The sequence below is a fragment of the Mesorhizobium sp. BAC0120 genome (assembly GCF_033542235.1).
In the GTDB taxonomy this organism is placed as follows: Bacteria; Pseudomonadota; Alphaproteobacteria; order Rhizobiales; family Rhizobiaceae; genus JAWRCU01.
The window spans coordinates 319,147-345,889 of sequence record NZ_JAWRCU010000001.1 but is presented as its reverse complement, the minus strand read 5'-3'; the positions used below and the strand labels follow the sequence as shown (position 1 = coordinate 345,889).

23 protein-coding genes are annotated in these 26,743 nt (G+C 62.9%); 11 read left to right on the top strand and 12 right to left on the bottom strand.

The window, feature by feature from the left end; genetic code table 11:
• Nucleotides 1–47 precede the first annotated feature (47 nt).
• Nucleotides 48–3,083, top strand: a complete 3,036-nt coding sequence (locus SAZ10_RS01570; protein WP_318607402.1) for an adenylate/guanylate cyclase domain-containing protein — start codon at nt 48–50, stop codon at nt 3,081–3,083.
• A 98-nt stretch (nt 3,084–3,181) separates the two neighbouring features.
• Here the strand turns inward: SAZ10_RS01570 and SAZ10_RS01565 are convergent, their stop codons facing one another.
• On the bottom strand, nt 3,182–3,991 hold the full coding sequence (locus SAZ10_RS01565; RefSeq protein WP_318607401.1) for a helix-turn-helix domain-containing protein: 810 nt from the start codon (nt 3,989–3,991) through the stop codon (nt 3,182–3,184).
• Between the two features lie 131 nt (nt 3,992–4,122).
• Between SAZ10_RS01565 and SAZ10_RS01560 the strand changes: the two genes are divergently transcribed.
• The gene (locus tag SAZ10_RS01560) at nt 4,123–4,551 is read left to right on the top strand and encodes a TerB family tellurite resistance protein (protein ID WP_318607400.1); all 429 of its coding nucleotides are present in this window, start codon (nt 4,123–4,125) and stop codon (nt 4,549–4,551) included.
• Between the two features lie 14 nt (nt 4,552–4,565).
• On the opposite strand, the gene SAZ10_RS01555 is transcribed toward SAZ10_RS01560, so the two are convergent.
• The 4 genes from SAZ10_RS01555 to SAZ10_RS01540 all read right to left on the bottom strand — a co-directional run bounded on the left by SAZ10_RS01555 (nt 4,566) and on the right by SAZ10_RS01540 (nt 9,742).
• Nucleotides 4,566–6,191, bottom strand: a complete 1,626-nt coding sequence (locus SAZ10_RS01555; protein ID WP_318607399.1) for a dipeptide ABC transporter ATP-binding protein — start codon at nt 6,189–6,191, stop codon at nt 4,566–4,568.
• Nucleotides 6,188–7,057, bottom strand: a complete 870-nt coding sequence (locus tag SAZ10_RS01550) for an ABC transporter permease (RefSeq protein ID WP_318607398.1) — start codon at nt 7,055–7,057, stop codon at nt 6,188–6,190. The genes SAZ10_RS01555 and SAZ10_RS01550 overlap by 4 nt, the downstream gene beginning before the upstream one ends.
• Complete coding sequence (locus tag SAZ10_RS01545; protein WP_318607397.1) at nt 7,054–8,001, bottom strand: ABC transporter permease; 948 nt, start codon at nt 7,999–8,001, stop codon at nt 7,054–7,056. Before SAZ10_RS01545 ends, SAZ10_RS01550 begins: the two co-directional genes overlap by 4 nt.
• Nucleotides 8,002–8,263: 262 nt before the next feature.
• The gene (locus tag SAZ10_RS01540; protein WP_318607396.1) at nt 8,264–9,742 is read right to left on the bottom strand and encodes an ABC transporter substrate-binding protein; all 1,479 of its coding nucleotides are present in this window, start codon (nt 9,740–9,742) and stop codon (nt 8,264–8,266) included.
• Between the two features lie 160 nt (nt 9,743–9,902).
• Here SAZ10_RS01540 and SAZ10_RS01535 point away from each other — a divergent pair, with 160 nt between their 5' ends.
• The gene (locus tag SAZ10_RS01535) at nt 9,903–10,412 is read left to right on the top strand and encodes an OsmC family protein (RefSeq protein ID WP_318607395.1); all 510 of its coding nucleotides are present in this window, start codon (nt 9,903–9,905) and stop codon (nt 10,410–10,412) included.
• Here the strand turns inward: SAZ10_RS01535 and SAZ10_RS01530 are convergent.
• Entirely contained in the window at nt 10,409–11,686 is a 1,278-nt protein-coding gene (locus SAZ10_RS01530; protein ID WP_318607394.1) for an acetylornithine deacetylase/succinyl-diaminopimelate desuccinylase family protein, read from the bottom strand. The genes SAZ10_RS01535 and SAZ10_RS01530 overlap by 4 nt on opposite strands.
• 257 nt (nt 11,687–11,943) lie before the next feature.
• Here SAZ10_RS01530 and SAZ10_RS01525 point away from each other — a divergent pair, with 257 nt between their 5' ends.
• The 8 genes from SAZ10_RS01525 to SAZ10_RS01490 all read left to right on the top strand — a co-directional run bounded on the left by SAZ10_RS01525 (nt 11,944) and on the right by SAZ10_RS01490 (nt 20,890).
• A complete protein-coding gene (locus tag SAZ10_RS01525) occupies nt 11,944–12,375 on the top strand; it encodes a L,D-transpeptidase (protein ID WP_318607393.1) in 432 nt (143 codons plus the stop codon).
• A 143-nt stretch (nt 12,376–12,518) separates the two neighbouring features.
• Entirely contained in the window at nt 12,519–15,368 is a 2,850-nt protein-coding gene (locus tag SAZ10_RS01520) for a molybdopterin oxidoreductase family protein (RefSeq protein WP_318607392.1), read from the top strand.
• Nucleotides 15,365–16,132: a 4Fe-4S dicluster domain-containing protein gene (locus tag SAZ10_RS01515; protein ID WP_318607391.1), complete on the top strand. Its 768-nt coding sequence runs from the start codon at nt 15,365–15,367 to the stop codon at nt 16,130–16,132. The genes SAZ10_RS01520 and SAZ10_RS01515 overlap by 4 nt, the downstream gene beginning before the upstream one ends.
• A 254-nt stretch (nt 16,133–16,386) precedes the next feature.
• Entirely contained in the window at nt 16,387–17,307 is a 921-nt protein-coding gene (locus SAZ10_RS01510; RefSeq protein WP_318607390.1) for a dimethyl sulfoxide reductase anchor subunit family protein, read from the top strand.
• Nucleotides 17,308–17,466: 159 nt separating this feature from the next.
• Nucleotides 17,467–18,261, top strand: coding sequence for a citryl-CoA lyase (locus SAZ10_RS01505; protein WP_318607389.1), 795 nt, complete (start codon nt 17,467–17,469; stop codon nt 18,259–18,261).
• A 2-nt stretch (nt 18,262–18,263) separates the two neighbouring features.
• The gene (locus tag SAZ10_RS01500; RefSeq protein ID WP_318607388.1) at nt 18,264–19,571 is read left to right on the top strand and encodes a phenylacetate--CoA ligase family protein; all 1,308 of its coding nucleotides are present in this window, start codon (nt 18,264–18,266) and stop codon (nt 19,569–19,571) included.
• Nucleotides 19,572–19,588: 17 nt separating this feature from the next.
• Nucleotides 19,589–20,170 (top strand): VOC family protein, encoded by a 582-nt coding sequence (locus SAZ10_RS01495; RefSeq protein WP_318607387.1) that lies wholly within the window; start codon nt 19,589–19,591, stop codon nt 20,168–20,170.
• A 27-nt stretch (nt 20,171–20,197) separates the two neighbouring features.
• Entirely contained in the window at nt 20,198–20,890 is a 693-nt protein-coding gene (locus tag SAZ10_RS01490) for a glutathione S-transferase family protein (RefSeq protein WP_318607386.1), read from the top strand.
• A gap of 98 nt (nt 20,891–20,988) precedes the next feature.
• Here the strand turns inward: SAZ10_RS01490 and SAZ10_RS01485 are convergent, their stop codons facing one another.
• The 6 genes from SAZ10_RS01485 to SAZ10_RS01460 form a co-directional block, all read right to left on the bottom strand.
• Complete coding sequence (locus SAZ10_RS01485; RefSeq protein WP_318607385.1) at nt 20,989–21,954, bottom strand: lipid A biosynthesis lauroyl acyltransferase; 966 nt, start codon at nt 21,952–21,954, stop codon at nt 20,989–20,991.
• 41 nt (nt 21,955–21,995) lie between these two features.
• Nucleotides 21,996–23,024: a zinc-binding dehydrogenase gene (locus SAZ10_RS01480; protein ID WP_318607384.1), complete on the bottom strand. Its 1,029-nt coding sequence runs from the start codon at nt 23,022–23,024 to the stop codon at nt 21,996–21,998.
• Nucleotides 23,025–23,341: 317 nt separating this feature from the next.
• Nucleotides 23,342–23,680 (bottom strand): hypothetical protein, encoded by a 339-nt coding sequence (locus SAZ10_RS01475; protein ID WP_318607383.1) that lies wholly within the window; start codon nt 23,678–23,680, stop codon nt 23,342–23,344.
• 171 nt (nt 23,681–23,851) lie between these two features.
• Nucleotides 23,852–25,123, bottom strand: a complete 1,272-nt coding sequence (locus SAZ10_RS01470; RefSeq protein ID WP_318607382.1) for a beta-ketoacyl-ACP synthase — start codon at nt 25,121–25,123, stop codon at nt 23,852–23,854.
• A 12-nt stretch (nt 25,124–25,135) separates the two neighbouring features.
• Nucleotides 25,136–26,317 carry a beta-ketoacyl-ACP synthase gene (locus tag SAZ10_RS01465; RefSeq protein WP_318607381.1) on the bottom strand — a complete coding sequence of 394 codons (1,182 nt, stop codon included), beginning with the start codon at nt 26,315–26,317 and terminating at the stop codon, nt 25,136–25,138.
• A complete protein-coding gene (locus tag SAZ10_RS01460; RefSeq protein WP_318607380.1) occupies nt 26,314–26,619 on the bottom strand; it encodes an acyl carrier protein in 306 nt (101 codons plus the stop codon). The genes SAZ10_RS01465 and SAZ10_RS01460 overlap by 4 nt, the downstream gene beginning before the upstream one ends.
• Nucleotides 26,620–26,743: the final 124 nt, after the last annotated feature.

Sequence of the window (26,743 nt, the reverse complement as noted above, 5' to 3'; positions counted from 1 at the left end):
CTTTCTCCCGAGCAACGCAGGCTCGCTTCGCTCGCGTGCGCGTCGTCATGAATGGGGGGGATCAAAAGCCTGGCAGGGCGACTTCGGTCGAAGCGCACACTTCGAAACCGTCTAGTCTCGGCCGTAAGCCGGACGACAAGGCGGCTTTTGGCATCAAGACCAAATTGTTCATGGCGCTCGGCGGGATGGCCATGCTGACCGTCGGCGCCAGTGCGATTGCCTGGTACGCCTTCACTGACATCGAGAGGTCAGTGACGCGGATCACCGCGGAGAGCGTGGTCGGCATGGCAACTTCGCTCCGCCTCGCAGAACGGAGCGCCGAGATCACGGCCACGGCTCCAGCCCTCATCGCGAGCCGCAGCGAAGAGGAGCGGCTCCAGGAACAGCAGAGGCTCGTTCTGAGGCTGAATGAAATCTCCGCAGTGACCGACGAGCTGAAGCCCACGGGAATGGCCCTGGCAAGGGTCAGCAATCTGAAAGAGATCGAGGGCAAGATCGCGGACGAGCTCAAAAGGCTCAACGGCGCTGTCTCGAAGCGCCTGCGTTTGAGCGCGCAAAGGGAGGCCGCGGTCTCCGATCTTGCCGTCGTGCAGACCAGCTTCCAAGACGCCCTGGAGCCCCTGGTGGACGATGCCGGGTTCAACCTTGTAATCACCAGCCAGGACGTGACTGCCAAGAGCAAGGACGCCATCACCGGGCTGGTTGAGGGCGGCGTCAACACCTTGCAGGCGTTGCTGACGCTGCGTTCCGAAGGAAATCTGGCCGCGGGCCTGCTCGGGGAAGCGGCGCACGTCGACGATCCGGCCTTGATCCAGCCTCTCCGCGAGAGATTCGCGGCGGCGGTGGCGGCCATGCAGAAGAGTCTCGAGGCGTTGCCTCAGTCGTCCGAGAACGGACGATTGCGAGAGGCAAGCGACGCGCTGGTTGTGCTCGGCGGCAGCGCGGACAATGTCTTCGAGGTCCGCTTGCAAGAACTCCGTGTCCCCTTGGAGACGCGACAGCCGGTCCAGGCGAAGCGGCAGAGGATGGCAGCGGCGGTGGAGGCGGCGCACCGTACTCTGCTCGACACTCTTGCGCCGATGGTGGACGACGCCGGTTTCGAACTTGTGACCGCCAGCGAAGGCGTGGCGGCCAAGAGCACGGAGGCGATCACCAACCTGGTAGAGGGCGGGGTCAACGCCTTGCAGGTCCTGCTCACATTGCGCGCCGAGGGCAACTTAGCAGCGGGGCTGCTGAACCAGGCGGCCGGGATTACCGATCCCGCTTCTCTGAAGCCTCTGCGCGAGCGCTTCGTCGCGGCGGCAAGCCACGCGGAGAAGCTGCTCTCGCAGCTTCCTTCCTCCGTCGACAGCAGTGCGCTTAAGGGCCTCACAGAGAAGCTGATCGCATTCGGCACGGCCGCAGATAACATATTCGACGCGCGCAGCGAGGAGCTACACCAGGCCGAACTTGCCCAAACATCTTTGCAGGCCAACAACTCGCTCGTGCTCAGTCTCGGCAAAGAGGTATCGGACCTCGTCGTGACCGCCCAGAACAACAGTGATGCAGCGGCGATCCGCGGCGCCGGGGCGATCGCCAATGGCCGGCTCCTACTTTTCCTGATTACCGCTCTGAGCGTGGCGGGAGCGGTCGTGATCGCCATTCTATATGTGGTGCCCGGGGTTGTAAGACCGATCGAGAGCATCACATCTGCTATGAGCGGCCTCGCCGCAGGTGACACCTCGATCGACGTACCGGGTCGCGGTCGCAGCGATGAAATCGGCCGCATGGCCGATGCGCTCGGCGTCTTCCGGGACACGGCGATCGAGGTCCAGAAGTCGAATCAGCGGGAAATTCGCGAGGGCCGGAGGCGGTTGGCGGTCGCGATGGAGAGCATCTCCGAGGCGTTGTCGCTGTATGATGCGGAAGATCGGCTGGTCGTGTGCAACAGCAAATATCGAACGCTCCTCTATCCCGGCGACATGGCCGCAGAGATCTCTCCAGGCATGGCGTTTGAGAGTATCGTACGACGTGCGGCGGAGCGCGGCTACGTCAAGGATGCCGAGGGCCGCGTGGACGAGTGGGTCCGGGAGCGGATCGCCCGACATCGGAATCCTTCCGATCCGCACATCCAGCAGCGCGGCGATGGCCGCTGGATCCTGGTCAGCGAGCGCAAGACCGACGATGGCGGTACGGTGGCCGTCTACTCGGACATTACGGAGCTGAAGCTGCGTGAGAACCAACTGGCGGACAAATCCAGGGCCTTGGAGCAACTCTCGAACCAACTTGCGAAATACCTCTCGCCTCAGGTGTACGAGTCCATTTTCAGCGGCCGGCAGGAGGTCAAGATCGCGAGCCGCCGCAAGAAGCTGACCGTCTTCTTCTCGGACATCGCGGGTTTCACCGAGACGGCGGAGAGGCTGCAGTCGGAAGACCTGACCCGGCTGCTCAATCACTATCTGACGGAGATGTCTCAAATCGCGCTCTCATACGGAGCGACGATCGACAAGTACGTGGGCGACGCCATCGTCATCTTCTTCGGCGATCCGGAGACGCGTGGTGTGAAGGAAGACGCCATCGCCTGCGTCGAGATGGCCCTGGCGATGCGCAAGAAAATGCATGAGCTGCAGGACGTGTGGCGAGCGTCGGGCATCGAAAGGCCCCTTCAGTGCCGGATTGGAATCAACACCGGTTTTTGCACCGTTGGAAACTTCGGGAGCGAGGATCGGATGGATTACACCATCATTGGCGGCGGAGTGAATCTGGCGTCGCGGCTGGAGGCTGCGGCCACGCCGGGCGAGATCCTCATCTCCTATGAAACCTTCGCGAATGTTCGCGACCGGATCGGCTGCGAGGAGCGCGGGCACATCTCCGTCAAGGGCATCGCCTATCCCGTCGCGACGTATCAGGTCGTCGACACCTACGAGAATCTCGTCACGGACAAACTGGTTATTCACGAGGAGCGCCCCAACCTGAAACTAGACCTCAACCTCGTGGCGATGTCCACGCAGGATCGGGGCCAGGCGGCTGCGGTGTTGCGCGAGGCCTTGAATCGGCTATCTGCGCTCGACCGAGCCACGGCGGGGCCGCACGAGGCAAAGTAGTCGCGCCCGCGTCGAGGCTTGTCTTGGAGGTCGCAAGCCTGGGGGGGCCCACTTGCTTAGTTAGCGCGAAAAGCGCGGAACAGGTTTGCGGAACCTGCTCAGGCGGCAGCCTGCCAGCGTGCGGGGCTCGTGCCGGCGAACTCCGCGAATTCGCGGGTCAGATGCGCCTGATCCGCATAGCCGCATTCGGCGGCAAGGCCGGCCCAGTCCGGCGCTTCCTCACGCTTCGCAAGGTCGAGCAAGCGGTTGAAACGCAGCATCCGCGCCACCGCCTTCGGCGGCAGACCGATTTCATCCTGGAAGCGCTGCGCCAGATGCTTGCGGCTCCACTCCAGCTTGCTGGCGATCGCGCCGATGCGCACATTGCCGTGGCAGAAGGCAAGCTCGCGATAGGCCGCAGCGATCGCCGGGTTCAGGACCGGTCCGCGCCGAATTCGATCGAGGACAAAGGCCTCGGCGAGATCGAGGCGCGCGCTCCAATCGTTCATGTCTTCCAGCTTGCGGCGCAAGAGATCGATCTCGCCATCGGCAAGATCGTCGAGGGTCACCATGCAGGACGACAGTTCGCGCATCGGCAGGCTGAAAAAGCGATAGGCGCCGAGCGGCGTGAAGTCGATCTGCACGCAGGCACTATCACCGCCGGAATTCATGACGACATGCCCGGCGTGGAGACCGGCCGCGAAGCTTGCGAAACCGTCGGCCGATTGCGGCTTGCGCCCGAGCGCAATCGAGAAAGGCGCGCCAAAGCTGATCACCAGCGGCACGACCAGCGCAGCCATCTCGACCGCCTCGCTCAGTCGCCAGCCGTTCTCGCAATAGCCGTTGAGGCGGGAGACGAGGCCGGACAGCTCGCGACGCGGCGCCCGCTGCAGCCAGAAAGGCTTGCCTTGTTCCATCGGCGATTTCATGGCCGGCTACACAGTCATCCAGATGCGTCGTGCAACGATAGGACGAAACGCCTTTCTCCGAAAGCACGAGGAGCAGCTTGCGCGAGCCGCTTTTCTCGCTAGGCTTGAGGCAAAATCGAATGAGGGAACGAATGCCGCACCGGCTTCTTGCAAAGCTGTTGTCATTTTTCGAGGGCGATCCTGGCGTGCGCAAGGTCGCTGACGATCCCGTGCTGTCCGCCGAGCTGCTGCTTCTCTTCCGCATGATCCTCGCCGATGGAACGGTAAGCGAGTCCGAGATGGAGGCATTCCGGCGCATCTGCCGGGAGGCGTTCGGCATCAGCGAGAAGAGCATCGATGGCGTCGTCGAATATCTGAACGAGTTCGGCTACGAGACGACCGGCGCCCAGGCTCTGGCGATGTTCCGAGAACTCGATTTCGACCGCCGCAAGCAGCTTGCCCGCCACATGGCAGATATCGCCAAGGCCGATGCGAAGCTTGCCGACACCGAGATAGAGATGCTCAAGCGCACGCTTGCAGTGCTGAACGTCGAAGCGAAGGATCTTGTCGCGGCCGGGTGAGGAAGCAGGCGCCGTTATCCCTGTTCCTGGAGCCGCCTGGCAACCGCCCGGTGCAGATCTGGAGCGGCCGCGACCAGGGCCGTGGCTGCATCCGAGCGAGGATGGTTCAGCACGTCGGCCGTCTTGCCCCTTTCCACGATTCGGCCCTCATCCATGACCATCACATCGTCGGTTATGGCACGGGCGACCGTCAGATCATGGGTGATGAAGAGGTAGGCGACCCCGAGCCTGTCATTCAGCGCGGCGAATAGATCGAGGATTTGCGCGCGGATCGACACGTCGAGCGCCGAAACCGGCTCGTCGGCGACAATCAGCTTCGGCCGGGTGATCAGCGCGCGGGCGATGGACAGCCGTTGCCGCTGCCCCCCGGAGAATTCGTGTGGATATTTGTCCATATCTTCCGGCCTCAGGCCCACTTCGTGCAGTGCCTGGAGGACCAGGTGCCGACGCTCGGCTGTATCGGGCTTTTCGTCCAGGAGATGCAGCGGCTCGGCCACCAGCCGCTCCACTTTGTGGCGCGGGTTGAAGGAACCATAAGGGTCCTGGAAGACCACTTGCATATTGCGGCGGGCAGCTCTGAGCTCCGACCCCTCCTTGCCGGTGAGCGTCTCGCCCATAAAACGGATCCTGCCGCCGCTCGGCCGGTCCAGTGCCAGCACCATGCGCGCCAGAGTCGATTTTCCGCAGCCGGAGCGACCGACAAGCGCCGTCGACTGGCTGTGCTTCAAGGTGAACGAGACATCATTTACCGCATGCGTCGGCTTGCCGGATCTGAACAGCGACGGCCGCGCGCCGGGATAGAGGCGCGAAATGTTTTCGACTTCGAGCAAAGGACCCGGCGCGCCCGGGTTGGCGTGATGCCTCGCGCGCGCCGGCACATGCATCGATGCCTGCGCTAGCTGGCGTGTGTAGGGGTGATTTTGCTCGGAGAGCGTGCGGGCCGTCTCGCCTTCTTCCATGACGCCGCCGCTGCGCAGAATGGTGATGCGTTCGGCCATGTCGGCAACGACTGCAAGGTCGTGCGATATGAGCAGAAGGCCCATGCGGTTCTCGTCGACCAGGTCACGCAGCAGCTCCAGGATTTGCTTCTGGAGCACGACGTCGAGGGCCGTCGTCGGTTCGTCGGCGATGAGCAGTTTCGGTTTCAGCGCGCAGGCGATGGCAATGACGACGCGCTGACGCTGACCGCCGGAAAGTTCGTGCGGATAGCGTGACAGCGGGAATTTTGCTGCCGGGAGCCCGACTCGATCGAGCATCTTGCGCGCCCGGTCCTCGGCGTCCCGGCGGTTTGCGCCGGTGTGCCAGCGTATGCCTTCGGCAACCTGCTCGCCGATCGTCTTTACAGGGTTCAGTGCCGTCATCGGCTCCTGGAAGACCATGCCGATATCATCGCCGCGGAGGGCATTCATCTGGTCCTCGCTCGCCGCGAGGATCTCGGTCTTCTCGAAGCGCACGCTCCCAGTGGCCGCTGCGGCGGCCGGCAGCAGTCGCATTACCGTCAGCGCCGTCATCGACTTGCCCGACCCGGATTCTCCGACCAGACCCATCACTTCACCCGGCTCGATCGTCAGATCGACGCCGTTCAGGATCGGCGTTCCGCCGATCTCGAGCTTCAGGCTCCGGATTTCGAGCAGGCTCACCGCGCCCGCCTCAATTTGGGATCGAGCACATCGGAAAGACCGTCGCCGAGCAGGTTGAGGCCGAGGACGGTGAACACGATGGCAAGACCGGGAAACAGTGCCAGGTGAGGCGCCATGATCATTCGCGTCTGCGCATCGAACAACATGCGACCCCAACTCGGCATGGGCGGCTGGGCGCCGAGGCCGACATAGGAAAGCCCGGCCTCCGCCAGGATGCCGAGCGCGAACTGGATCGTGCCCTGCACCAGAAGCGCGCTCGCAATGTTGGGCAGGATGTGCTCGATCGTGATCAGCGTCCTGCCCTTGCCGGCGGCGCGCGCGGCGAGAATGAACTCGCGCGGCCAGAGCGCCAGCGCGCCGGCCCGCGCAACGCGCGCGAAGACCGGGATGTTGAAGATGCCGATCGCGATGATGGCGTTTATCGCGCCCGGCCCGAAGATGGCGGTGATCATGATCGCGGAAAGCAGGGCAGGGAAGGCGAAGACCACATCGTTGAGACGCATCACGATGTCGTCGATCAGGCCGCCTCGGGCGGCCGCGAAGGCGCCAAGCGGCACGCCGATCCCCATGCCGATCCCGACGGCGACGAGCGCGACCGCTATCGAATTGCGTGCGCCGATCATGACCATGGAGAAGATATCGCGGCCGAAATGGTCTGTCCCGAACCAGTGGGCTGCCGAAGGTGTCTGCATCTTGTCAGCGATGACGAGACGGGTGATGTCGTAGGGTGTCCAGAAGAAGGACAGGACCGCGATTGCGGCGATTGCCCCGGTAATCGCAAAGCCAACGATGAAGGAGCGGCTGGCGAAGGCCTTGGCGATGACGCTGCCGAGGCTTTCGGCGCGGGGTAGGGCGGGCAGGGTCATCGCGCGATCCTGAGCCGCGGGTCGACGATCGCGTAGGATATGTCGACCAGAAGGTTGACGACGATGACCGCCGCCACCAGCAGCATGACGACGCTCTGCACGACGATCAGGTCGCGCTGCGTGATCGCCTGGAAGACCAGCCGCCCAAGACCGGGCAGGTAGAAGACATTCTCGATGATGATCGTGCCGGCAAGCAGGAAGGCGAATTGCAGGCCGAGTATCGTGACGACCGGGATCATGGCGTTGCGCAGAGCATGCCGCCACAACACGGTCTTTCGAGGCATGCCCTTGGCGCGGGCAGTGCGGATGTAATCCTCGTTGAGCACCTCGAGCAGTGCCGAGCGCGTGACGCGGGCGAGGATCGCGGCCTGCGGCAGGGCCAGTGCGACCGCCGGCAGGATCAAGCCCTTGAAAGCCGGCCAGAAGCCAGCGCTCCAACCGGGAAAGCCGCCAGCGGGAACCAGCCGAAGCCACACGGCGAACACATAGATCAGAAGCAATGCGAACCAGAAATTGGGGATCGCGACACCGAGCTGCGCCGCGCCCATAGTCACGGCATCCGCCGCACGGCCGCGGCGTTCGGCGGAAAAGATGCCGACGGGAATGGCGATCGCCGTCGAGAGAATGAGCGCGAGCAAAGCGAGCGGCAGCGAGACGACGAGCCGTTCCGAGACCAGGTCGATCACCGGCACCGAATAGGTGTAGGAGCGGCCGAAATCGAGGGTGAGCAGCCCGCCGATCCAGTGGAGATAGCGGAGGACGATGGGCTGATTGAGGCCCATCTGTTCACGCAGAGCCTCCACCGCATCCGGCGTTGCATTCATGCCGAGCATAAGCCGCGCCGGGTCGCCCGGCAGGATCTCGAGCACGGCAAAGACGACGATCGAAGCGACGACAAGCGTCGCCAGGCCGATCGCGAGGCGCTTCAGGAGATAGGCGAGCATGGGTGGGCGCCGTGGTGTTCGGCATTCAGGTTAGGTCGGCGTCGTTTGCGCCCCGTCGCGCCCCCCTCTGTCCTGCCGGACATCTCCCCCACAGGGGGGGAGATTGGACGGCCGCTTGGATTTCGCCAACCGGCGACGTAGGCGATTAGCGAAAGCATACATGAAGGGCCAATCTCCCCCCTTGTGGGGGAGATGTCCGGCAGGACAGAGGGGGGCAACGTAGAGTGCCGCCTACTGCTCATGAACTCACCAGCCCTTGCAACTACTCCGTCCACTTCACCTTGGTCAGGTCGTTGGCCTGGATCGGCGCGTTTTCCCAGAGGCCCTCGAGCTTGGCGTCCCATACGCCGATCTTCGGCAGCTCGAACAGGAAACCGTTCACCGCATCAGCGGCCAGGATCTTCTGCGCCTGCTGATAGAGTTCGGTACGCTTGGCTTCGTCCGATGTGAGGTTCAGCTCGTCAATGACCTTGTCGAAGGCCGGATTGTCGTAATTGAAGTAGTAGTCCTTGCGGGCGTAGATATCGATGTCGTTCGGCTCGGTGTGGGAGACGATGGTGAGGTCGTAGTCCTTGTCGGTGAAGACCTGCTTCAGCCAATCGGCCCACTCGACCGGGATGATCTGAAGTTCGATGCCGACCTCGCGAAGCTGGGACGCGACCACCTCGCCGCCAAGCCGCGCATAGGGGGTCGGCGGCAGCTTCAAAGTTGCCTTGAAGCCATCCGGATAGCCGGCCTCCTTGAGGAGCTCCTTCGCCTTCGCGGCATCATGCGGATAGGTGCCGGTGAGATCGATATAGGCGGGGTTGTGGGGAGCGAAATGCGAGCCGATTGGCGTGCCGTAACCTGAAGATGCGGCCTCGATGATCGCCTCGCGGTCGAGCGCATGAGCGATCGCCTGGCGCACCTTCAGATTGTCGAAGGGCTTGCGCTTGTTGTTGGTCGAAAGAAGAGTCTCCCCTTCGGTCGAGCCTACCACCACCTTGAAGCGCGGATCATCCTTGATCTGCGCGGCAGCTTCAGGCGGGAAGAAGGGGAATGCCTGCACGTCGCCTGCCAGTAGCGCCGGCACGGCCGCCGCCGCGTCCGGCACGATACGGAACTCGGCTTTGTCGAGCGCCACAGGCTCACCCCAGTAGTCGGGGTTCTTGACGATCGTGATCGAGGAACCTTTCGCCCAATTCTCGAACTTGAACGGCCCGGTTCCAATAGGCTTTTCCTTGTTCGTCTCAGCGCTTTCAGGCGCGACGATCACCGCGTCGCCCCAGCCCATATTGTAGAGGAACGAGCCCTGCGGGTGCTTGAGCGTCACCTTGACGGTCGCGGGGTCGATCACCTCGACCGTGTCGATCGCCACGAACAGGCCTTTCTGGGCGTTGGTGGAGTTTTCCGCCCGCGCCCGGTCGAGCGAGAACTTCACGTCGCTGGCGTCGAATGGCGAGCCGTCGTGGAATTTCACGCCGGTATGCAGCTTGAAAGTATAGGCCTTGCCGTCGTCGGAAATCGTCCAGCTCTCGGCCAGCGCCGGCAGTACCTCGCCGTGGCTGCCTATACGCGTCAGCCCCTCGAAGACGTTGGCGTAGACCACCTCATCGATCGCTGCCGCGGCCCCGGCGGTCGGATCGAGGTGCGGCGGCTCGAGCGTGATGCCGAGCACCAGGTCGGTGCGCGCGGCGAACGCGCCGCTGCAGATCGCCAGCGCGAAGACCGTCGCGGCGACAATGGTTTTCCACGTCTTCATAGATTCGGGCTCCGTCATCAAACCGCGCGGATCAAAGCGCGAATTTCCTGGCGAGTAAATCAAGTTTGTTCTCGCCGGTTGCGCCTGAAAAGGAATCCTGTGCCAATATGCCCGTCAGGCACGCCACGCTGTCGCCGGCAGGCAAATTGAAGGAGCTACAATGGACGCCACAACACTCAAAGGGCTGCAGGCTCCGCTCAAAGAAACCTATCGCGAGACGCCGGAAAAGGCACTGATAACTCTCAGAGCGCGGGGCTCGATCGACGACCAGGCGATCGCCTGCAAAGTCGAGACCGGACGCGCGCTCGCAGTTGCAGGTCTTCATCCGGCAACCGGCGGCAGCGGGCTGGAGCTGTGCTCGGGCGACATGCTGCTCGAGTCGCTCGTCGCCTGCGCTGGCGTGACGCTCAAAGCCGTCGCGACGGCGCTGGAGTTCAAGCTGAACGACGCCACCGTTTCGGCCGAAGGCGATCTCGATTTCCGCGGCACGCTAGGGGTCGCCAAGGACGCCCCGGTCGGCTTCAGGGCGATCCGGCTGGCATTCGAGCTCGATACCGACGAGCCGCAGGAACGGATCGATTCGCTGCTGAAGCTCACCGAACGCTACTGCGTGGTTTTTCAGACCATCAACCAGCGGCCTGAATTGTCGGTAAACTCAAAGCGAATTTAGCCGCGCCCTCCACGCAGCAGCACGTCGAGCCCGATCGCCATCACCTTCGCCGACTCCACCATGTCCGAGATGCCCACCCATTCGTCGGGCCGGTGGGCAAGGTCGAGTATGCCGGGGCCATAGGCAATGCAGTCGTGCAGATGGCCGAGCCGGGCGATATGCTTCTGGTCGTAAGTGCCGGGCGAAATCACATAGTCCGGCTCCTTGCCGAAGACGTTGCGAACGCCTTGAGCCACAGCGGCGGCGACCGGAGCGCTGCGCTCCGTCATCAACGGCAGCACTTCCATCAAATCGCGAATCTGGTAGTCGAATTTCGGCCGTTCACGCTTCAGCTGTTCAAGAATGGCTGTCACTTCGCCCTTCACCTCGGTGATATCCTCTTCGAGCAGGAAACGGCGGTCGATGATGATCCGGCACCAGTCGGGGACGTTGGGCGAGGGGAGGCCGGGGCGGAAGTCCTCGGTCTGTCCGCCATGGATCGAGTTGATGTTCATGGTCGAGCGCCGCGCGCCCTCCGGGACCACCGGCATTTTCGTCTGCTTGCGGTCGAGGGCCGGGAAAAGCTCATGCTCGAACGCGTGCAGGAGGGCGCCCATGTGTCGGATCGCGCAGTCGCCCAGGAAAGGCATCGAGCCATGCGCGATCTCGCCTTTGGTCTCGATCTCGGCCCACCAGACGCCGCGGTGGCCGAGGCAGATGCGGTCCTTGTTGAGCGGCTCGGGGATGATGACGTGGTCAACGCGCGGCTTCGAGAAATAGCCCAGGCGCGCCAGATGAGCGACGCCGCCGAAGCCGCCGGATTCCTCGTCGGCCGTTCCTGAAATCTCGATCGCACCCGAGAAGTCCGGGTAGACCGCCATGAAGGCCTCGGCGGCGATGATCGATGCTGCCAGCCCGCCCTTCATGTCGCAGGCGCCGCGGCCAAAGACCTTGCCGTCCTGGACGACGCCAGCAAACGGATCGACCGTCCAGCCGTCGCCGGCTTCGACCACGTCGATATGGGAATTGAAATGCACCGTTGGTCCCGGTGTGCGGCCGTCGAGACGCGCGACGACATTGGTGCGCGGATAACGGTCACTGTCGCCTGGCGCCCCTTCGCCACGGATGAACTCGAGGCCGAAACCGCGTTTCCTCAGCCGCTCGCCGATATACTCCGCGCAAGGGGTGTAGGCCTCACCCGGCGGATTGACGGTCGGGAAGCGTATCAGGTCGATGGTGAGCGCGATGAGCTCATCGACGCGGTCGTCGATCGCCTTGGCGAGTTTTTCGTTCATGGACCGATTTGAGTGCCAAGCGCGGTGTTTGGCAAGCGCATCAGTTGCGTGCGCGGATCAACGGGCTGCGGTCATCCGATCTGCGGGCGCGCTGACGCTCAGGTTCCACCTATGACGCGATAACGCTACCGTCGCGGCCAATTGATCAAGTCGACAAGCTTTGTTTGGCGAAAACCTCGAGGAGTCTTTGTACTATTCGTTCACCTGGCATTTAGAAAATATAATTAGCGTTGGAGTGGGCGAACGGGGTGTTCCAGATGAAAAAAACTGCTTTCATGGCAATTGTGTCGGCTGCCATGCTTTTTGGCATGACCGTCGAAGGCTGGAGCGCCGCGCTCCTGGCGCGCATCGATATTTCTTCCCAAACAATGACCGTCCTGCAGGACGGCAGGGTTGTTTATAGTTGGCCCGTTTCGACCGCGCGCAGGGGTTACGTTACCCCGCCGGGCAGCTATAGCCCGACACGGCTTCACCGCATGTGGTACTCGCGCAAATACGAGATGTCGCCGATGCCCTATTCGGTGTTCTTCCGTGGCGGCTACGCTATCCACGGCACCAATTATGTGAGGCGGCTCGGCTCGCCGGCGTCGCATGGCTGCATAAGGCTGCACACGGCCAACGCCGCCAGATTCTATTCCATGGTGAAGCAGGTCGGGCCAGGCAACACGCGCATCGTGGTGGTCAACTGACCCCCGAGGGGTTCACGACGCCGAAGCGTCACAGCGATTTAATAAGTATAGACAAATTTTAGGCTCGGCGGCGCTCGAGGACGCTGACGGGCATTGCTTTCGCAAGCGGCTCCCCTAAAGGATGAAGCAAGGGAGAGCCGCAAATGCCATCCGATCCAAAGGTCGCTCTGTCGGCCCCGGTTTCCGACGAGGTGCGCAAGACGACCTGCTACATGTGCGCCTGCCGCTGCGGCATCGATGTGCATCTGAAGGGCGGGAAGATCCGCTACATCGAAGGGAATCGCGATCATCCTGTGAACCGCGGCGTGCTGTGTGCCAAAGGCTCGGCGGGTATCATGCAGCACTACGCGCCTGCCAGGCTCAGTGCACCGCTGAAACGTGTTGGCCCCCGTGGCTCAGGCCAGTTCCAGGAGATCTCCTGGGACGAGGCGCTGGAAACGGCTTCCCGGTGGCTCGGCGCATTGCGCCGGTCGGATCCGAAGAAGCTCGCCTTCTTCACCGGCCGCGATCAGTCGCAGTCGCTCACGGGCTTCTGGGCGCAGCAGTTCGGCACCCCCAACTATGCCGCGCATGGCGGCTTCTGCTCCGTGAACATGGCCGCGGCCGGCATCATGACGATCGGTGGCGCCTTTTGGGAGTTCGGTTCGCCCGATTGGGAGCGCACGAAGCTCTTCATCATGTTCGGCGTCGCCGAGGATCACGACTCCAATCCGCTGAAGATCGGCATTTCGAAGCTCAAGAAGCGCGGAGCCCGCTTCGTTTCGGTCAACCCAGTGCGCACCGGCTATTCGGCGGTTGCCGACAACTGGATCGGGATCAGGCCCGGCACGGACGGGCTGCTCATCCTCTCGATCGTGCACCTGCTCATGAAGGCGCACAAGATCGACGTCGATTATCTCATTCGCTACTCGAACGCGCCCTGGCTGGTGATCGATGCGCCTGATGACGCCGACTATGGCCTCTTTGCCCGTGACGACGAAGGCAAGCCGCTGATCTTCGACGGCGTCACCGAACAGGTCGTCCCAACCGGCACCAAGGGTTCGCGCCCAGCGCTCTCCGGGCGTCATCCACTGCCCGACGGCCGCCACGCCGTGCCGTCTTTCCAACTGCTTGCCGAGAAATATCTCGATCCGAAATACGCGCCCGAAGCGGTCGCAGAGAAGACGGGTGTTTCGGCCGAAACGATCCGAGGGCTTGCCGCCGAAATCGCGCGCGTCGCCTTCGACGAGGCGATCACGGTCGACCAGCCGTGGACCGATATCCATGGCGAGCGGCATGAGAGCTTCATCGGCCGGCCGGTCTCTTTCCATGCCATGCGCGGAATTTCGGCCCATTCCAATGGTTTCCAGACTGCGCGCGCGCTGCACATGCTGCAGGTGCTGATCGGTGCGGTCGACTGCCCGGGTGGCTTCCGGTTCGAGCCGCCCTATCCGAAGCCGGTCGAGGCCCATCCGACACCGCATGGACGCGCCGAGCATTTCGGCTCGAACAAGCCGCTGTCGGGTCCCCATCTCGGCTTTCCACGAGGACCGGAAGACCTGCTGATCGACGTCGACGGCAACCCGGCTCGCATCGACAAGGCATTCTCCTGGGATGCGCCCTTCGCAGCGCACGGGCTGATGCACATGGTGATCGCCAATGCCCATGCCGGCGATCCGTACCCGGTCGATCTCTTGTTCCTCTACATGGCCAACATGGCGTGGAACTCTTCGATGAATACAGCCGGCGTTATCAAGATGCTGGAAGACAAGGATCCGACCACGGGCGAGTACCGCATCCCGAAGATCATCTATTCCGATGCCTACGCTTCCGAAATGGTAGCCTATGCCGACCTCGTGCTGCCCGATACCACATATCTGGAACGGCACGACTGCATTTCGCTGCTCGACCGGCCGATCTCCGAGCCGGATGCAGTTCAGGACGCTATTCGCTGGCCGGTGGTCGAGCCTGACCGTGACGTCAGGCCGTTCCAGTCGGTACTGATCGACCTCGGCGTTCGGCTCAACCTGCCGGGCTTTGTGGGCCATCGGGGCAGGGCACTCTACAAGGACTATGCCGACTACATTGTACGCCACGAGCGGCGGCCGGGCATCGGTCCGCTGGCAGGCTTTCGCGGGACCGCGGGCGAGCGCGCAGGGCGCGGCGCGGCCAATCCAGACCAGTTGCAGCGCTATATCGAGAACGGCTCGTTCTTCTCAGCGCACATTCCACTGGAAGCGCAATTCTTCAAGCACGCCAACAAAGCCTACCAGGAATTTGCGGTGCGCATGGGGTTCTTCGATCAGCCGCAGCCGGTGACGTTTCAACTCTATCAGGAATCACTGCAGAAATTCCGTCTGTCGGCCGAAGGAAAGCGCGAGCCTCGAGCGCCGGGGACACATCGCAAGCGCATCCTGGATGCCTTCCACCCGCTGCCGGAATGGTATCCGCCGCTGGAAGAGTCGATGGTCGATGGCAAAGCCTATCCTTTGCATGCCGTCACCCAGAGGCCCGCCGCCATGTACCATTCGTGGGGCTCGATGAACGCCTGGCTGAGGCAGATCCATACGAAAAATGTGCTGTATGTGCCGGGACAGGTTTGCGACGAACTGGGCCTTGCCGACGGCGATTGGGCCGAAGTGATCTCGCATCACGGCCGTATCAGGGTCGAGGTCGCGCGCACCGAGGCGGCAAACCGCAACACGCTCTGGACGTGGAACGCCATCGGCAAGCGCGAAGGCGCATGGGGGCTCGATCGCGATGCGCCCGAGGCCCGAAAAGGCTTTCTGCTCAATCACTTGATTCACGAACTTCTACCGCCGAAGGGCGACGGCATGCGCTGGTCGAATTCCGATCCGGTGACTGGCCAGGCGGCATGGTACGATCTGCGCGTGCGCATCGAGAAGATAGCGCGGGCCGAAACCTCGGAGCCGCGCTTTGCGGCCGTCGCTCAGCCCGGCCGGCCGCGCGAGCGCCCACAGGAATTGCGCTATGGCGAGGAGTGGGCCGAATGACGCTGCTCCCTTCGAAACCGTCGCCGAAGAAGCTCGGCCTCGTCATCGACCTCGACGTCTGCGTCGGCTGCCATGCCTGCGTAGTGTCCTGCAAGGAATGGAACACCGGCGGCTATGGCGCAGCGCTCTCGGATCAGCATCCATATGGCGCCGACGTCTCGGGGACGTTTCTCAACCGCATCCACACATTCGAAGTCGTGCCGGAAGGCGGCGAGATCGTCGGGGAGGCCGGCGAGGCACGCATCGTGCATTTTCCGAAATCCTGCCTGCACTGCGAGGACGCGCCTTGCGTCACCGTCTGCCCGACAGGCGCTTCCTACAAGCGGTCGGCGGACGGCATCGTGCTGGTCGAGGAGGACAAGTGCATCGGCTGCGGGCTCTGCGCCTGGGCCTGCCCGTATGGCGCGCGCGAAATGGACCTCGCGGCCGGTGTCATGAAGAAATGCACGCTCTGCATCGACCGCATCTACAACGAGACACTCGAGGAGGTGGACAGGGTGCCTTCCTGTGTTCGCACCTGCCCGGCCAACGCCCGGCATTTCGGCGACCTCGGCGACCCGGGATCGGAGGTGTCGATCATGGTCGCCGAACGCGGCGGCATGGACCTGATGCCGGAGCAGGGGACGCGGCCGGTCAACAAATACCTGCCGCCGCGGCCGAGGAAGCCGCTCGCCGATAGCGCGGATCTGCTGCCGGTCGCGGAGAATACTGATGGAGCAAGGGGGTTCTTTGCGTGGCTGGATAGTGTGTTGGATCGAATGTGACTTTGTGATAGCGATTGATGTCAGCGCTCTACGTTGCCCCCCTCTGTCCTGCCGGACATCTCCCCCACAAGGGGGGAGATCGGCCGTCATTTTGGGTTTCGCCAATCACTGACGCTAACGGTTGGCGAAGCCAATGCGGCCGTCCGATCTACCCCCTTGTGGGGGAGATGTCCGGCAGGACAGAGGGGGGTGCGAAGGGGCGCGACTTCGGCTGTGACTGGCCGCACCTCAGTTCCTGCGACCGGAGCCGCTAAGTGCATCCTGCATTCTCCATCATCGTCTTCACGACGCTTTCCGGCCTTGGCTACGGGCTGGCAGCAGTGCTTGGCCTCGGATTGCTCGATCCTGCGCTGCTCTGGACAAAGGTCGCGCATGTCCTGGCGCTGCTTCTGATTTCAGCCGGGCTGATGTCGTCGACATTGCATCTCGGCAATCCGCAACGCGCCTGGCGCGCGCTCACTCAATGGCGCTCGAGCTGGCTGTCGCGCGAGGGCGTGATGGCGATCGTCACATTCGTGCCGCTGCTCGTTTCCGCGTGGGCTTCGGTGGTCGAGGGGCGCTACCTCCAACTGCCCGGCCTTCTCGGTGCGGCCGGTGCTGCGGTGACCGTCTATTGCACGGCGATGATCTATGCCTCGCTGAAGTCGGTCGATGCCTGGCATACTCCGCTGACCCCGCTCTGCTATCTGCTGTTCGGTGCGGCCGGCGGCGTGCTCCTCGGCGGGCTGCTTCATATTGCCGGAGGAGCGACCGCTACAGGATTTTCTGTCGCTGCGATCATTCTTCTCGCCGCTGCATGGGGCGCCAAGATCGCCTGGTGGGGCAGGCTCCGCTCGCTTCGGCCGATCTCGACGCCGGAAAGCGCGACCGGCCTAGGGTCGATCGGCCGTGTGCGGCTTTTTGAACGGCCGCATATCAACGACAATTATCTCACCCGCGAAATGGGCTATCGCATCGCCCGCAAGCACGCTGCCAAGCTGTCGCGGCTTGCAATCATTTTCGGCGGGATCGCGCCCGCGGCGTGCCTGGTCCTGGTCGCAGTAGCCGGGCAGGGGGTATTGGCCCTGCTCCTGCAACTGCTCGCGGTTCTGCTCTTTGGATCAGGTGTCGCCGTCGAGCGCTGGCTTTTTTTTGCCGAGGCTCGCCATGCCGTCGTGAACTATTACGGCGGCTAGCGTCTTCTTAGAAGGTTGCAACCGGCCGGGTATAGAACTCAGGCGAACTATTGAAGGCATCGCGCCGCTGCTTCTGGTGCATATCCCTGATTTGAAATACACTTCTCGCATCCTGCGAATTCAGCAGCCAGGACGACAGGTGTTGCGAAGGGGGAGCGGATGCATTCTGGCAAGCCCCGTGAGCCGACCACGCAGATCTGCGTGGCAAAAGCCGACAGCATCGAAGTGCGCGGCCGCGACCTCTGTCATGACCTTATGGGGCGCCTCAGCTTCACCGAGTATTTCTACCTGCTGCTGACCGGCCGGGAGCCTACGGAAAGCCAGCGCTATTTTCTGGACCTTCTGCTCATCGCCATCGCGGAGCACGGCATGGTGCCGACGGTGCAAGCGGCACGGATGACGCTGTCGGCCGATCCCGACTCGCTGCAGGGTGCTCTCGCGGCAGGGCTGCTCGGCTGCGGTCCAGTCCTGCTTGGAACGTCCGAATTATGCGGCAAGCTTCTGACGGAGGCGCAGGCCCGGGTAGCGGCTGGAGAAGATGCGGACGCCGTGGCATTCGGCCTGGTGCAGGATATTCGCAATTCGGGCCGCAAGGTGCCCGGATTTGGCCATCCCATCCATCGTCCGACCGATCCGCGTGCCGAGCGAATTCTCACGCTTGCCGATGTGCGCAAGGTGAGCGGGTCGAATGTGGCCATGGCGAGACGGATCGGCGCCGCGGTTAGCATGGTCTGGGGCAAGCCATTGGTCATGAACGTTTCAATGCCGATCGCTGCAGTGCTTCTGGACCTCGAATTCCCCGCCGCGATGATCAAGGCGATCCCGCTGCTTGCCCGCACCGGCGGGATTCTCGCTCATCTCTTCGAGGAGCTGCAGAACCCGGTCGGGTTTGCCATGACAGCGCATGCGGAAGCAGCCGTCACCTACAGGAGGGGCGACCAAAGCGGGGACTGATCATGCTTGAGTCCGATCTCGAGACGATGCCATGGAGCGACCAGGTTCGGCTGGATGACGCGCTCTATCGTCGGCAAATCGAGTATCTACTGGCGCACTCGCGTTTCTACCAGGCGAAGCTTGGCCAAGCAGGATTTGCGGAGCCCAAGATGATCGGCGGTCTCGATGCCATTGCCCGGCTTCCGTTCACGGAAAAGACCGAGATCCGGGCAAGTGTCAGCGAGGCCGATCCGATAGGGACGCATGTCGCTGCCTCGCCCGATCGGATCATACGTATCTTCTCCACGAGCGGAACGACCGGGACGCCCAGCTACATTCCGCTGACGGCGGGCGACCTGGACAATTGGGTGACGGGATCCTCCCGCAGCTATTCGGCGTCCGGCATCAAGCCGGGCGAGGCCATCATTTCGACCTACAATGCCGGCCCGTTCGTTGCCGGCGCCGCGCTTGGCGCTTTCGATCGACTTGGCATGTGCCACATTCCGGTCGGCACGGGGAATACCGAGCGGCTGATGACGGCGATCCGCCTCCTGAAACCCTCAGCCGCCGTGATGACACCCTCCTATGCTGCCTATTTGGCGGAATGGGCGGCCGACCGCAATTTCGACCTGAAAGGTTCGAGTGTCCGGCGGCTGCTTGTCGCGGGCGAACCGGGCGGCGGAGAGCCGGCCATGCGGGCGCGTCTGGAGGAATCCTGGGGCGCCAAGGTCACCGAAGCGATGGGCATCGGTGACATAGGCGTATCGCTTTGGGGCGAATGCGAGGAGCAATGCGGCATGCATCTGGGTGCCCGCGGCTTCGTCCATGCCGAGCTGATCGATCCCGAGAACGGCGAGCCGATCGCGATGGAAGACGGCGCCAGGGGCGAGCTCGTGCTTACCCATCTTCGGCACGAGGCGGCACCGCTGCTGAGGCTCCGCACACGCGACCATGTCGAAGTTTGGACGTCGCCCTGCAGATGCGGGCGAACTGCACCGAGGCTGCGTTGCATCGGCCGCACCGACGATATGCTGATCGTGCGTGGCGTGAATATCTTTCCCTCGGCGATCCGGGAGCTTGTGAATGAATTTGCCCCGGCGGTCAGCGGGCGTATCCTGATACGACCGCCGGCCGCAGGCGTCAGGCAGGAGCCGCCTCTGCCGGTTTCGGTGGAGCTCGCCCGAGGCCGCGAGGGCAACCTGCGGCTCGCCGAAAGAATTCAGACGCGTCTCAGAGACGCGCTGGTTGTCACCACGCGGGTCGAGCTGGTGCCATGGGGCACGCTCGAGCGCAGCGAATACAAGTCGAAGCTTGTGCGGCATGGCGCTTGAACAAGGGAGGAACAGCGATGCGAAAACTTCAGTCGCAGGGAGTCCACCACATCACGCTGGTCGGTGCCGACCGGCAGACGTCGATCGATTTCTGGGAGGGTGTGCTCGGCATGCCTTTCGTGTTCGAGCAGCCCAACCTGGACAAGGCGACCGAGAGCCATCTCTATTTCGATCCGGGCGATGGCCGCCTCATAACGATCTTTACCGACGAGACCCGCAAACCCGATCCAAGTCGCACGTCGACCGATATCGGCTCAGTGCACCACATTGCGTTTGCGGTCTCGCGCGCGACCTTCCAGCAGGCCGTGGCGCGCCTGGATGAACGAGGGATCAAGCACAGCGGCGTAAAGGACCGCGGCTTCATGGATTCCGTCTATTTCGAGGACCCGCTCGGCCTGCTGGTCGAGTTGGCCTCGTACCGCTTCGAGCCGCCGGCGGGCTTCAGCCACGTCGACGTGCTGACGGAGGCGCACAGGATCAGGCTTGCGCGCGGCGACTACGCAATCGCCGAGGCGCATCTGGCCGATGCCATCGAGACGCTGACCGAACGAAGCCGACCCTCGCTTTCCGAGGATCGTGCGCCGAAGAACCCGTACTGATCGCAACGGCCGATGGGAGGACCGCACATGACCGAAATTACGCTCAATGTTATCAAGCCCAGCGTCAACAACATGACTGCACGGGTCTTCTTGCGCGCCGCAGGCGTCGATTTTAGCGAACGCGATGTCTTCGGCCAGACGCGTTCGGCCGAGTATTCGGCAAGATGCCCTTCGCATCTGACGCCGATGATCGAATCGGAGGACCTGCCGAAAGGCGCTTTGTGGGAAAGCTGCGCCATCATGCAGTATCTCTGCAATAAGCACGGGCTGGAGCAATTCTACCCGAAAGACCCGGCCAGGCGGGCGATGATCGACAGTGCCATGTTCTACCTGATCGGCACGCTCTATCCGTACCTCGCACGGGCGACCTACCCGGCTCTCAACTTCGGTCAGTATGCCGGCGAGGTGGGGTACAGTGATGCCGACGCGGAAACGAAAGAGAAGGCCCGGATGGCGGCCGTGGAGGCGCTCGCGGAGCCGCTCGAGGTCTTCCACAAATTCTACATGGACGGCAAGCCCTTCATCGGCGGCGACAGACCGTCCATTGCCGATATCAGGCTGGCCGCGACGCTCGAATTTCTCGCGGTGATCGACTATCCGCTGCCGGACTGGGCGAAGACCTACATGGCGGCGATGGAAGAGACGCTGGGCGATGCATATGCCGAACCTGCCGCCGACGTTCGCGGTTATATTGCCTACGTGAAACAACCGCGTGGGTGAGCGTCAAACTCCATCGTTATGGACGTACTTGGCACCGCGTGACCAAGAGGCGGCTGCGGCAATCAGACAGACGACGGTCGCGAAGATGAACGCCTCGGTCAGGCCTGCGTCGCCTTGCCGGCTCTGCGGCCCTTGCGGGGCGGGGAGAGCTTCCAGCGTTTGTGGAACCACATCCACTGGCCAGGCGCTTCGCGCACCCAGCGCTCGACAACGTCGTTCATGAGTTGCGCCGTGGTGAGCACGTCGACTTTGCCTTCGGCATCACGCGGCAGCGTGAGCTTTTCTTCGATTTCGAGCAGGAAGCGGTTGCCAGGCAGTCGTGTGCTGCGCGCGGGATAAACATCGCAGTCGAACTGCCGGGCAAGCTTGGGCAGAAGCGGGCTTGTCTCGCAGGGCCGGCCGAAGAAGGTGGTCCGCAGGCCGTATTGGAACTTCTGGTCGACGAGCGCCCCGATATTGCCGCCACTTTCGAGGATGCGGGCAAGCTCGATCGCTGCGCCCCGGCGCGAGGCGAGCAGCTTGCCCATCGCGGTGCTTCGGGTCGAAAATATGTACTCGGCAATATAGGGGTTGTTCGGCGGCCGAAACAATGCCGTGGTGTGGAGCCCGAAGGTTTCGGCCCCGACCGGGATCAGCTCGAAATTGCCGAGATGAGCAGTGAAGAAGATGTGCGCCTTCTTCTCCCCGGCGAGGCGCTCGTAGATATCGGTGCCGCGCGCCACTATCCGGCCGGTGTCCGGGCGTGCCGGATCATAGTCGAACAGCCGGTCGAGATAGATGTATTCGGCGCCGAGCCGCGCCATGTTGCCCCACATGTCGAGGGCGATTGCGCGTATCTCTGCCTCGCTCTTGTCGGGAAAGGCGCTCCGGAGATTATCGAGCGCGACGCGATGGCGGCCGAAAAGGGGCCCGAGCCGGCGCGCCGTGCGGTCGGCGAAGTTGAGCGCTGCGTCCATCGGCAGCAGCCGAAGGATAAAGATCGCGGCCTTCGCGGCCTGTGCGATGAGCCAGTAGTTGGCCATGCGCAAGCGCCGGCCGGCCGCGCGAAAAAGCTGCGCCCTCATCCCTATACCAAGCAGCCCTGTCGGAGCGACCGCATCCCGGATCAGACCATTCTGAGCACGATCTTGCCGAACACGTCGCGGCCTTCCATGCGCTGCAAGGCGCGCCCGATGTCCTCGAAGCCGACCTCCGTGTCGATCACGGGTTTCACCTGGCCGGCAGCCATCTTTTGCAGCGCATCCGCCATGTTCTCCATGCGGCAGCCGAATGAGCCGAGCAGCTTTAGCTGCTGCTGGAAGAGCTGCATCAGGTTGATCTCGGTCGACACGCCCGAAGTGGAGCCGCAGGTGACCAGCCGGCCGCCGCGCCTCAGGCAGAGCATGGAGCCGGCAAAAGTGTCGGCACCGACATGCTCGAAGACCACATCGACGCCCTTCTTCCTGGTCAGCTTGCGCACCACGCCTTCGAAGCGGTCCTCACGATAGTTGATGACGTGGTCGGCGCCGAGCGCCTTCGCCTTTTCGACCTTGTCGTTAGAGCCGACCGTGGTGATCACGGTGCAGCCGATCCGCTTGGCAAGCTGGATGGCCGCGGTGCCGATGCCGGACCCTCCGGCATGCACCAGGATCGTCTCGCCCGGCTCCAGCCTGGCATTGTCGAACAGCATGTGCTCGACCGTGCCGAAGGTCACCGGGACCACGGCAGCGCCGATCCCATCGACCCCGGGCGGGGCAGGGACCAGGAGCCTCGCGGGTATATTGATCTTTTCCTGCGCGAAGCCGTCGAGATGGAAGCCGTGCACGCCAGAGACGTTCTCGCAAAGGTTGTCGCGCTTCTCGCGGCAGGCGCGGCAGAGCCCGCAGGTGCGTGCGCCGTAGATCGAGACCAACTGGCCTGGAACAAGCCCTGCAACCGAGGGGCCGACCGCGTCGACCTCGCCGGAAGCCTCAGCGCCAATGACCAGCGGCATCTTGCGCTTGGCAAAGGCCATGCCGCGCCAGCCCCATACGTCAATGTGGTTCAGCGCGACGGCCTTGATCCTCAGCGTCACCTCGCCATGTGCGGGCGGCGGCGGGGGCGGCAGGTCGACAGCCTCGAGCCGCCTATCGTCGACGAGTTGTAGTGCGCGCATTGATCTACCTTGCACCGCGCGACAGGAGCCGGCATGGGAGGGCCCCTGACTATTTTATCCCTTTGGCCGCAAAGGGTGCTGGAAGAGTGTCGGAGCGCGCCACGGCAGCGGCCTCCCCGTCGAGCCGACTCTTCAAGCTGGCCAAATGCCATTCTGCGCAAGAGGCGTCAATCGCGCGGTCGCGCCGCGAGCGGCCGCATTAGCGCGGCGTGCCATCAATATGGATCAGCAAGCCGCTCTAACTGTTTGTTTGCGTATCGGATTCGTTCGAAAGCCGCTACGCACTTTTCGCTGACGCGGTCCTTCGGCCCGATGCGCTAGTATCCATACTGCAGAGCGGAACACTTCACGGATCGCGCCTTCTCCATATTCTTCTTGGACAAGAGCGTGAATGTCTCGCTCTTTCCAGCAGCAACAATCAGATTGCGGCGCCAGCCAACGTCCAGAGTTTTCCCGCTCTGATCCTTGAATTCGCAACGGATGGCGAGACCCGAGGCAAATTTGCCGCTTTGATTCACCGCTTTGACGACCACATGGGCGACACCGTCCTTGAGCTTGAAGTCCTGGATGTAGAACTCATACATCTTGGCTGCGCCGGCTGCCTCAACGATCAATCCTGCCGCAAGAGCGGCAAAAAGAAATGACTTTACTTTCATCGATAGTATGTCCCCCACCCATCGTGCATATGTTTAGCATATGCCCGGAACCATTTGGATAGTCCAGGACAAGCAAAATTCTGAGCAACGCGAAGGAGAGGGTGACGCTACCAGTATCTGCTTAGATAACGATCACTTTAGCGCCGTCTAAAAGATCAACACTACTAAGAACTATCGCGGCTCGCGTGCCATGACGAGGCAGGCGTTCTGGCCGCCGAAACCAAAGGAATTGGAGAGCACGACGCCGACATCCGCGCTGCGCTTGACGTTCGGCACCACGTCGAGGTCGATCGCCGGGTCTGGATTGTCGTAGTTGATGGTCGGCGGGATCACGCCCTCGTTGATGGTCATCAGCGAAAAGGCTGCCTCGACCGCGCCGGCCGCCGAAAGCGTGTGTCCGATCATCGACTTGTTCGACGAGATCGGGATCTTCTTGATGCGCTCGCCGAACACGGTTGACAGCGACAGGTGCTCCATCTTGTCGTTTTCCGGGGTCGATGTGCCGTGCGCGTTTATGTAGTCGATGCCGTCCTCGCCGATGCCGGCGTCTGCCAGCGCCGCCCGCACGGCGGCGATCGCCGGCGAACCGTCCGGCTTGGAGCGGGTGCGATGGAAATCATCGGCCCGCTCGCCGCAGCCGCTCATGATGCCGAGCACCGTTGCGCCGCGTGCCTTGGCGGATTCCAACGATTCCAGTACCAGTGCTCCCGCACCTTCGGCGAGCACGAAGCCGTCCCGATCCTTGGAGAAGGGCTTCGAGGCCTTTTCGGGCAGATCGTTTTGCGTGGAAAGCGCCGAGAGAAGCGAGAAGCGGATCACTGCCTCCTCCGTCGCCGAGCCGTCGGCGCCGATCGCTATCGCCCTGTCGCACTCGCCGCGGCGGATCGCCTCGACGCCGAGCTGGATGGCGGTCGCGCCGGAGGCGCAGGCTGTAGAGAGCGTGATCGGCAGGCCGCGTGTGCCGAGCCGGTCCGACAAATGCCCGGCGATCATGCCGAACTGGACAGTCTCGAATATCCCGGAATTGTTCTGCCGGCTCGCGACTGAAAGCAGCCGCTGGTAACCCTCCGCTTCGTCGGCCGATGCGTATAGCCCGAGGCGCGACTTCCAGCTGAGCTCGACAGGCGGTGCGGCCAAGAAGAGCGGCCCACCGAAATCGCTGTCGCTCAGCCCGCTCTGTCCGATCGCTTCAAGGGCGGTGGTCTCGGCGAGCTCGTAAGTCAGCGCGCTGGCGCCGCTGCCGCTGGATTTCAGGAAATCCACCATGCCGGCGATGCGCGTGTTGAGATGGTCGATCGGAAATCGGCTGATGCCGCGAATGCCCGAGCGGCCGGAGGTGAGAGCCTCCCAATTGTCCTTCCTGCCGACGCCGAGCGAGGTGATGACGCCGATGCCGGTGACGGCGACCACGGGCCTGCCGAGGTGATCGGTGGTTTTCGTCATGATCTTCGCCTCTCAGGCCTTTGTAACGAGTGCGGCGCCTTCGTAACGATAAAAGCCGATGGCCGTCGCAAGCACCGCCTGCGGATTGCCTGCGAAGTCCTTTTCGGACTGCCGGTCGAATGGAGGATAGGCGCTGCCGTGTTTGATTGCCAATGCCGCAAGGGCAACGGCGAAGGGAAACTGTGCTTCCTTGATATGGCCGGTGAGTGTCGAGAAAGCGCGGACCGGCAGATTGAAGAGTTCGAGCGCTTCACGTTCCGCTTTCGTCGCTTGATGCGCACCGGAAGCGCCGGAAACGGCAAGCTGGCTTCGACCATCCGGATCGACCTTGCGCAGCAATGTCTCGACCGCATCGGCCAACCCGTCCTTGCGCCCGGCATTGTCGGACGCGACAGCGGCAAGCTTCGCATAAACGGCTACGCCGCGCTTCTCGGCATGCTCGCGCGACTCGAGCACAAGGAAGGCCGAACCTGAACCGCTGACGACGCCGCCGCCCTCGGAACCTGCGCGGTCCCAAACGGGCCGCCAGGAGCCACGATGGAGGTAGCCGCCGAGCTCGTAGCTGAGCAACGTATCGGGGTGATCGGAGTTGAGGGCAGCGCCTACGAGGGCGTGCGTGGATTGGCCGGAGCGAATGCGGGCAGCTGCCGTATCGATGGCCGATACGCCGGATCCTTCCTCCCCCATGAAGGTGCGCGATGAGCCGGTAACCTTGTGGACGATGGAGATATTGCCGGCGAGCAGGTTGGAGAGCTGCGCCAGGAACAGCGTCGGCCTGAGCTCGGTCGTCAGCTTTTCGTTCAGCAGCACGCCGACATCCGGGCGGCTTCGGGAGGCACTCAGAATTGCGGTATCTACCGCTTCGTCGCGTTCTCCCCCGGCAGCGGCGATCACCATGTCCATGGTCGAGCAGAGCGCGTCATCGCCCTTCATGCCGGCATCATCGAGCGCAAGGCCAGCCGCGTAGGTGCCGAGCCGCTGCCAGGTTTCCATCTGGCGCTGGTCGCCGCGCTTGGGGATCTGCAAACCCCAATCGATCTCTGGCAGGGGATGGATGCTGTAGGGCGGGAAACGCTCCTGGTCCACCACCGGCTCCGGCTGCGCAGCGGTGAGCTTGCGCCAGTGAGCCTCGTTCCCTTCACCCAGTGCGGAAACGAGGCCGATGCCTGTGATGACGACGTCGCGCGGGCTCATGCCCCGGCTGGCGATCCGGAAGCGGCGGCCTTGGCTGCCACCAGCTCGTCGATCTTGGCGCAGAGGTTCTTCATAAGGAAGTACTCCTCCGTCGAGACCTTGCCGTCATTGACGTTCTGCGTCCACTTCTCCAACGGGACCTTGATGCCAAATTCCTTGTCGATGGCGAACACGATGTCGAGGAAGTCGAGGCTATCTATGCCGAGATCGTCGATGGTGTGGCTTTCCGGTGTGATCGTGTCGCGGTCGATCTCGCTCGTATCGGCGATGATCTTCGCAACCTTGTCGAAAGTCGTTGACACTTGTACCTCGATGCCTGGTTGGGCCTGGTTGGATTGGGCTCTCTAGTCGGTTTTTTGGGGCAGGAAAAGGGCGAATGTTCGGACAAGGCGAGGCTCTCGCCCTATATCGACAGCAGCTTTTCGG

What these genes read in the sequence shown, in the direction of transcription:
- SAZ10_RS01570 (WP_318607402.1), top strand. Translation starts at nt 48, where the DNA reads ATGAATGGGGGGGATCAAAAGCCTGGCAGGGCGACTTCGGTCGAAGCG.
- SAZ10_RS01530 (WP_318607394.1), bottom strand. Translation starts at nt 11,686, where the DNA reads ATGAACGAAAAACTCGCCAAGGCGATCGACGACCGCGTCGATGAGCTC.
- SAZ10_RS01475 (WP_318607383.1), bottom strand. Translation starts at nt 23,680, where the DNA reads ATGAAAGTAAAGTCATTTCTTTTTGCCGCTCTTGCGGCAGGATTGATC.
- SAZ10_RS01550 (WP_318607398.1), bottom strand. Translation starts at nt 7,057, where the DNA reads ATGACCCTGCCCGCCCTACCCCGCGCCGAAAGCCTCGGCAGCGTCATC.
- SAZ10_RS01560 (WP_318607400.1), top strand. Translation starts at nt 4,123, where the DNA reads ATGCCGCACCGGCTTCTTGCAAAGCTGTTGTCATTTTTCGAGGGCGAT.
- SAZ10_RS01505 (WP_318607389.1), top strand. Translation starts at nt 17,467, where the DNA reads ATGCATTCTGGCAAGCCCCGTGAGCCGACCACGCAGATCTGCGTGGCA.
- SAZ10_RS01515 (WP_318607391.1), top strand. Translation starts at nt 15,365, where the DNA reads ATGACGCTGCTCCCTTCGAAACCGTCGCCGAAGAAGCTCGGCCTCGTC.
- SAZ10_RS01470 (WP_318607382.1), bottom strand. Translation starts at nt 25,123, where the DNA reads ATGACGAAAACCACCGATCACCTCGGCAGGCCCGTGGTCGCCGTCACC.
- SAZ10_RS01545 (WP_318607397.1), bottom strand. Translation starts at nt 8,001, where the DNA reads ATGCTCGCCTATCTCCTGAAGCGCCTCGCGATCGGCCTGGCGACGCTT.
- SAZ10_RS01465 (WP_318607381.1), bottom strand. Translation starts at nt 26,317, where the DNA reads ATGAGCCCGCGCGACGTCGTCATCACAGGCATCGGCCTCGTTTCCGCA.
- SAZ10_RS01495 (WP_318607387.1), top strand. Translation starts at nt 19,589, where the DNA reads ATGCGAAAACTTCAGTCGCAGGGAGTCCACCACATCACGCTGGTCGGT.
- SAZ10_RS01490 (WP_318607386.1), top strand. Translation starts at nt 20,198, where the DNA reads ATGACCGAAATTACGCTCAATGTTATCAAGCCCAGCGTCAACAACATG.
- SAZ10_RS01540 (WP_318607396.1), bottom strand. Translation starts at nt 9,742, where the DNA reads ATGAAGACGTGGAAAACCATTGTCGCCGCGACGGTCTTCGCGCTGGCG.
- SAZ10_RS01520 (WP_318607392.1), top strand. Translation starts at nt 12,519, where the DNA reads ATGCCATCCGATCCAAAGGTCGCTCTGTCGGCCCCGGTTTCCGACGAG.
- SAZ10_RS01535 (WP_318607395.1), top strand. Translation starts at nt 9,903, where the DNA reads ATGGACGCCACAACACTCAAAGGGCTGCAGGCTCCGCTCAAAGAAACC.
- SAZ10_RS01480 (WP_318607384.1), bottom strand. Translation starts at nt 23,024, where the DNA reads ATGCGCGCACTACAACTCGTCGACGATAGGCGGCTCGAGGCTGTCGAC.
- SAZ10_RS01565 (WP_318607401.1), bottom strand. Translation starts at nt 3,991, where the DNA reads ATGAAATCGCCGATGGAACAAGGCAAGCCTTTCTGGCTGCAGCGGGCG.
- SAZ10_RS01525 (WP_318607393.1), top strand. Translation starts at nt 11,944, where the DNA reads ATGAAAAAAACTGCTTTCATGGCAATTGTGTCGGCTGCCATGCTTTTT.
- SAZ10_RS01485 (WP_318607385.1), bottom strand. Translation starts at nt 21,954, where the DNA reads ATGAGGGCGCAGCTTTTTCGCGCGGCCGGCCGGCGCTTGCGCATGGCC.
- SAZ10_RS01500 (WP_318607388.1), top strand. Translation starts at nt 18,264, where the DNA reads ATGCTTGAGTCCGATCTCGAGACGATGCCATGGAGCGACCAGGTTCGG.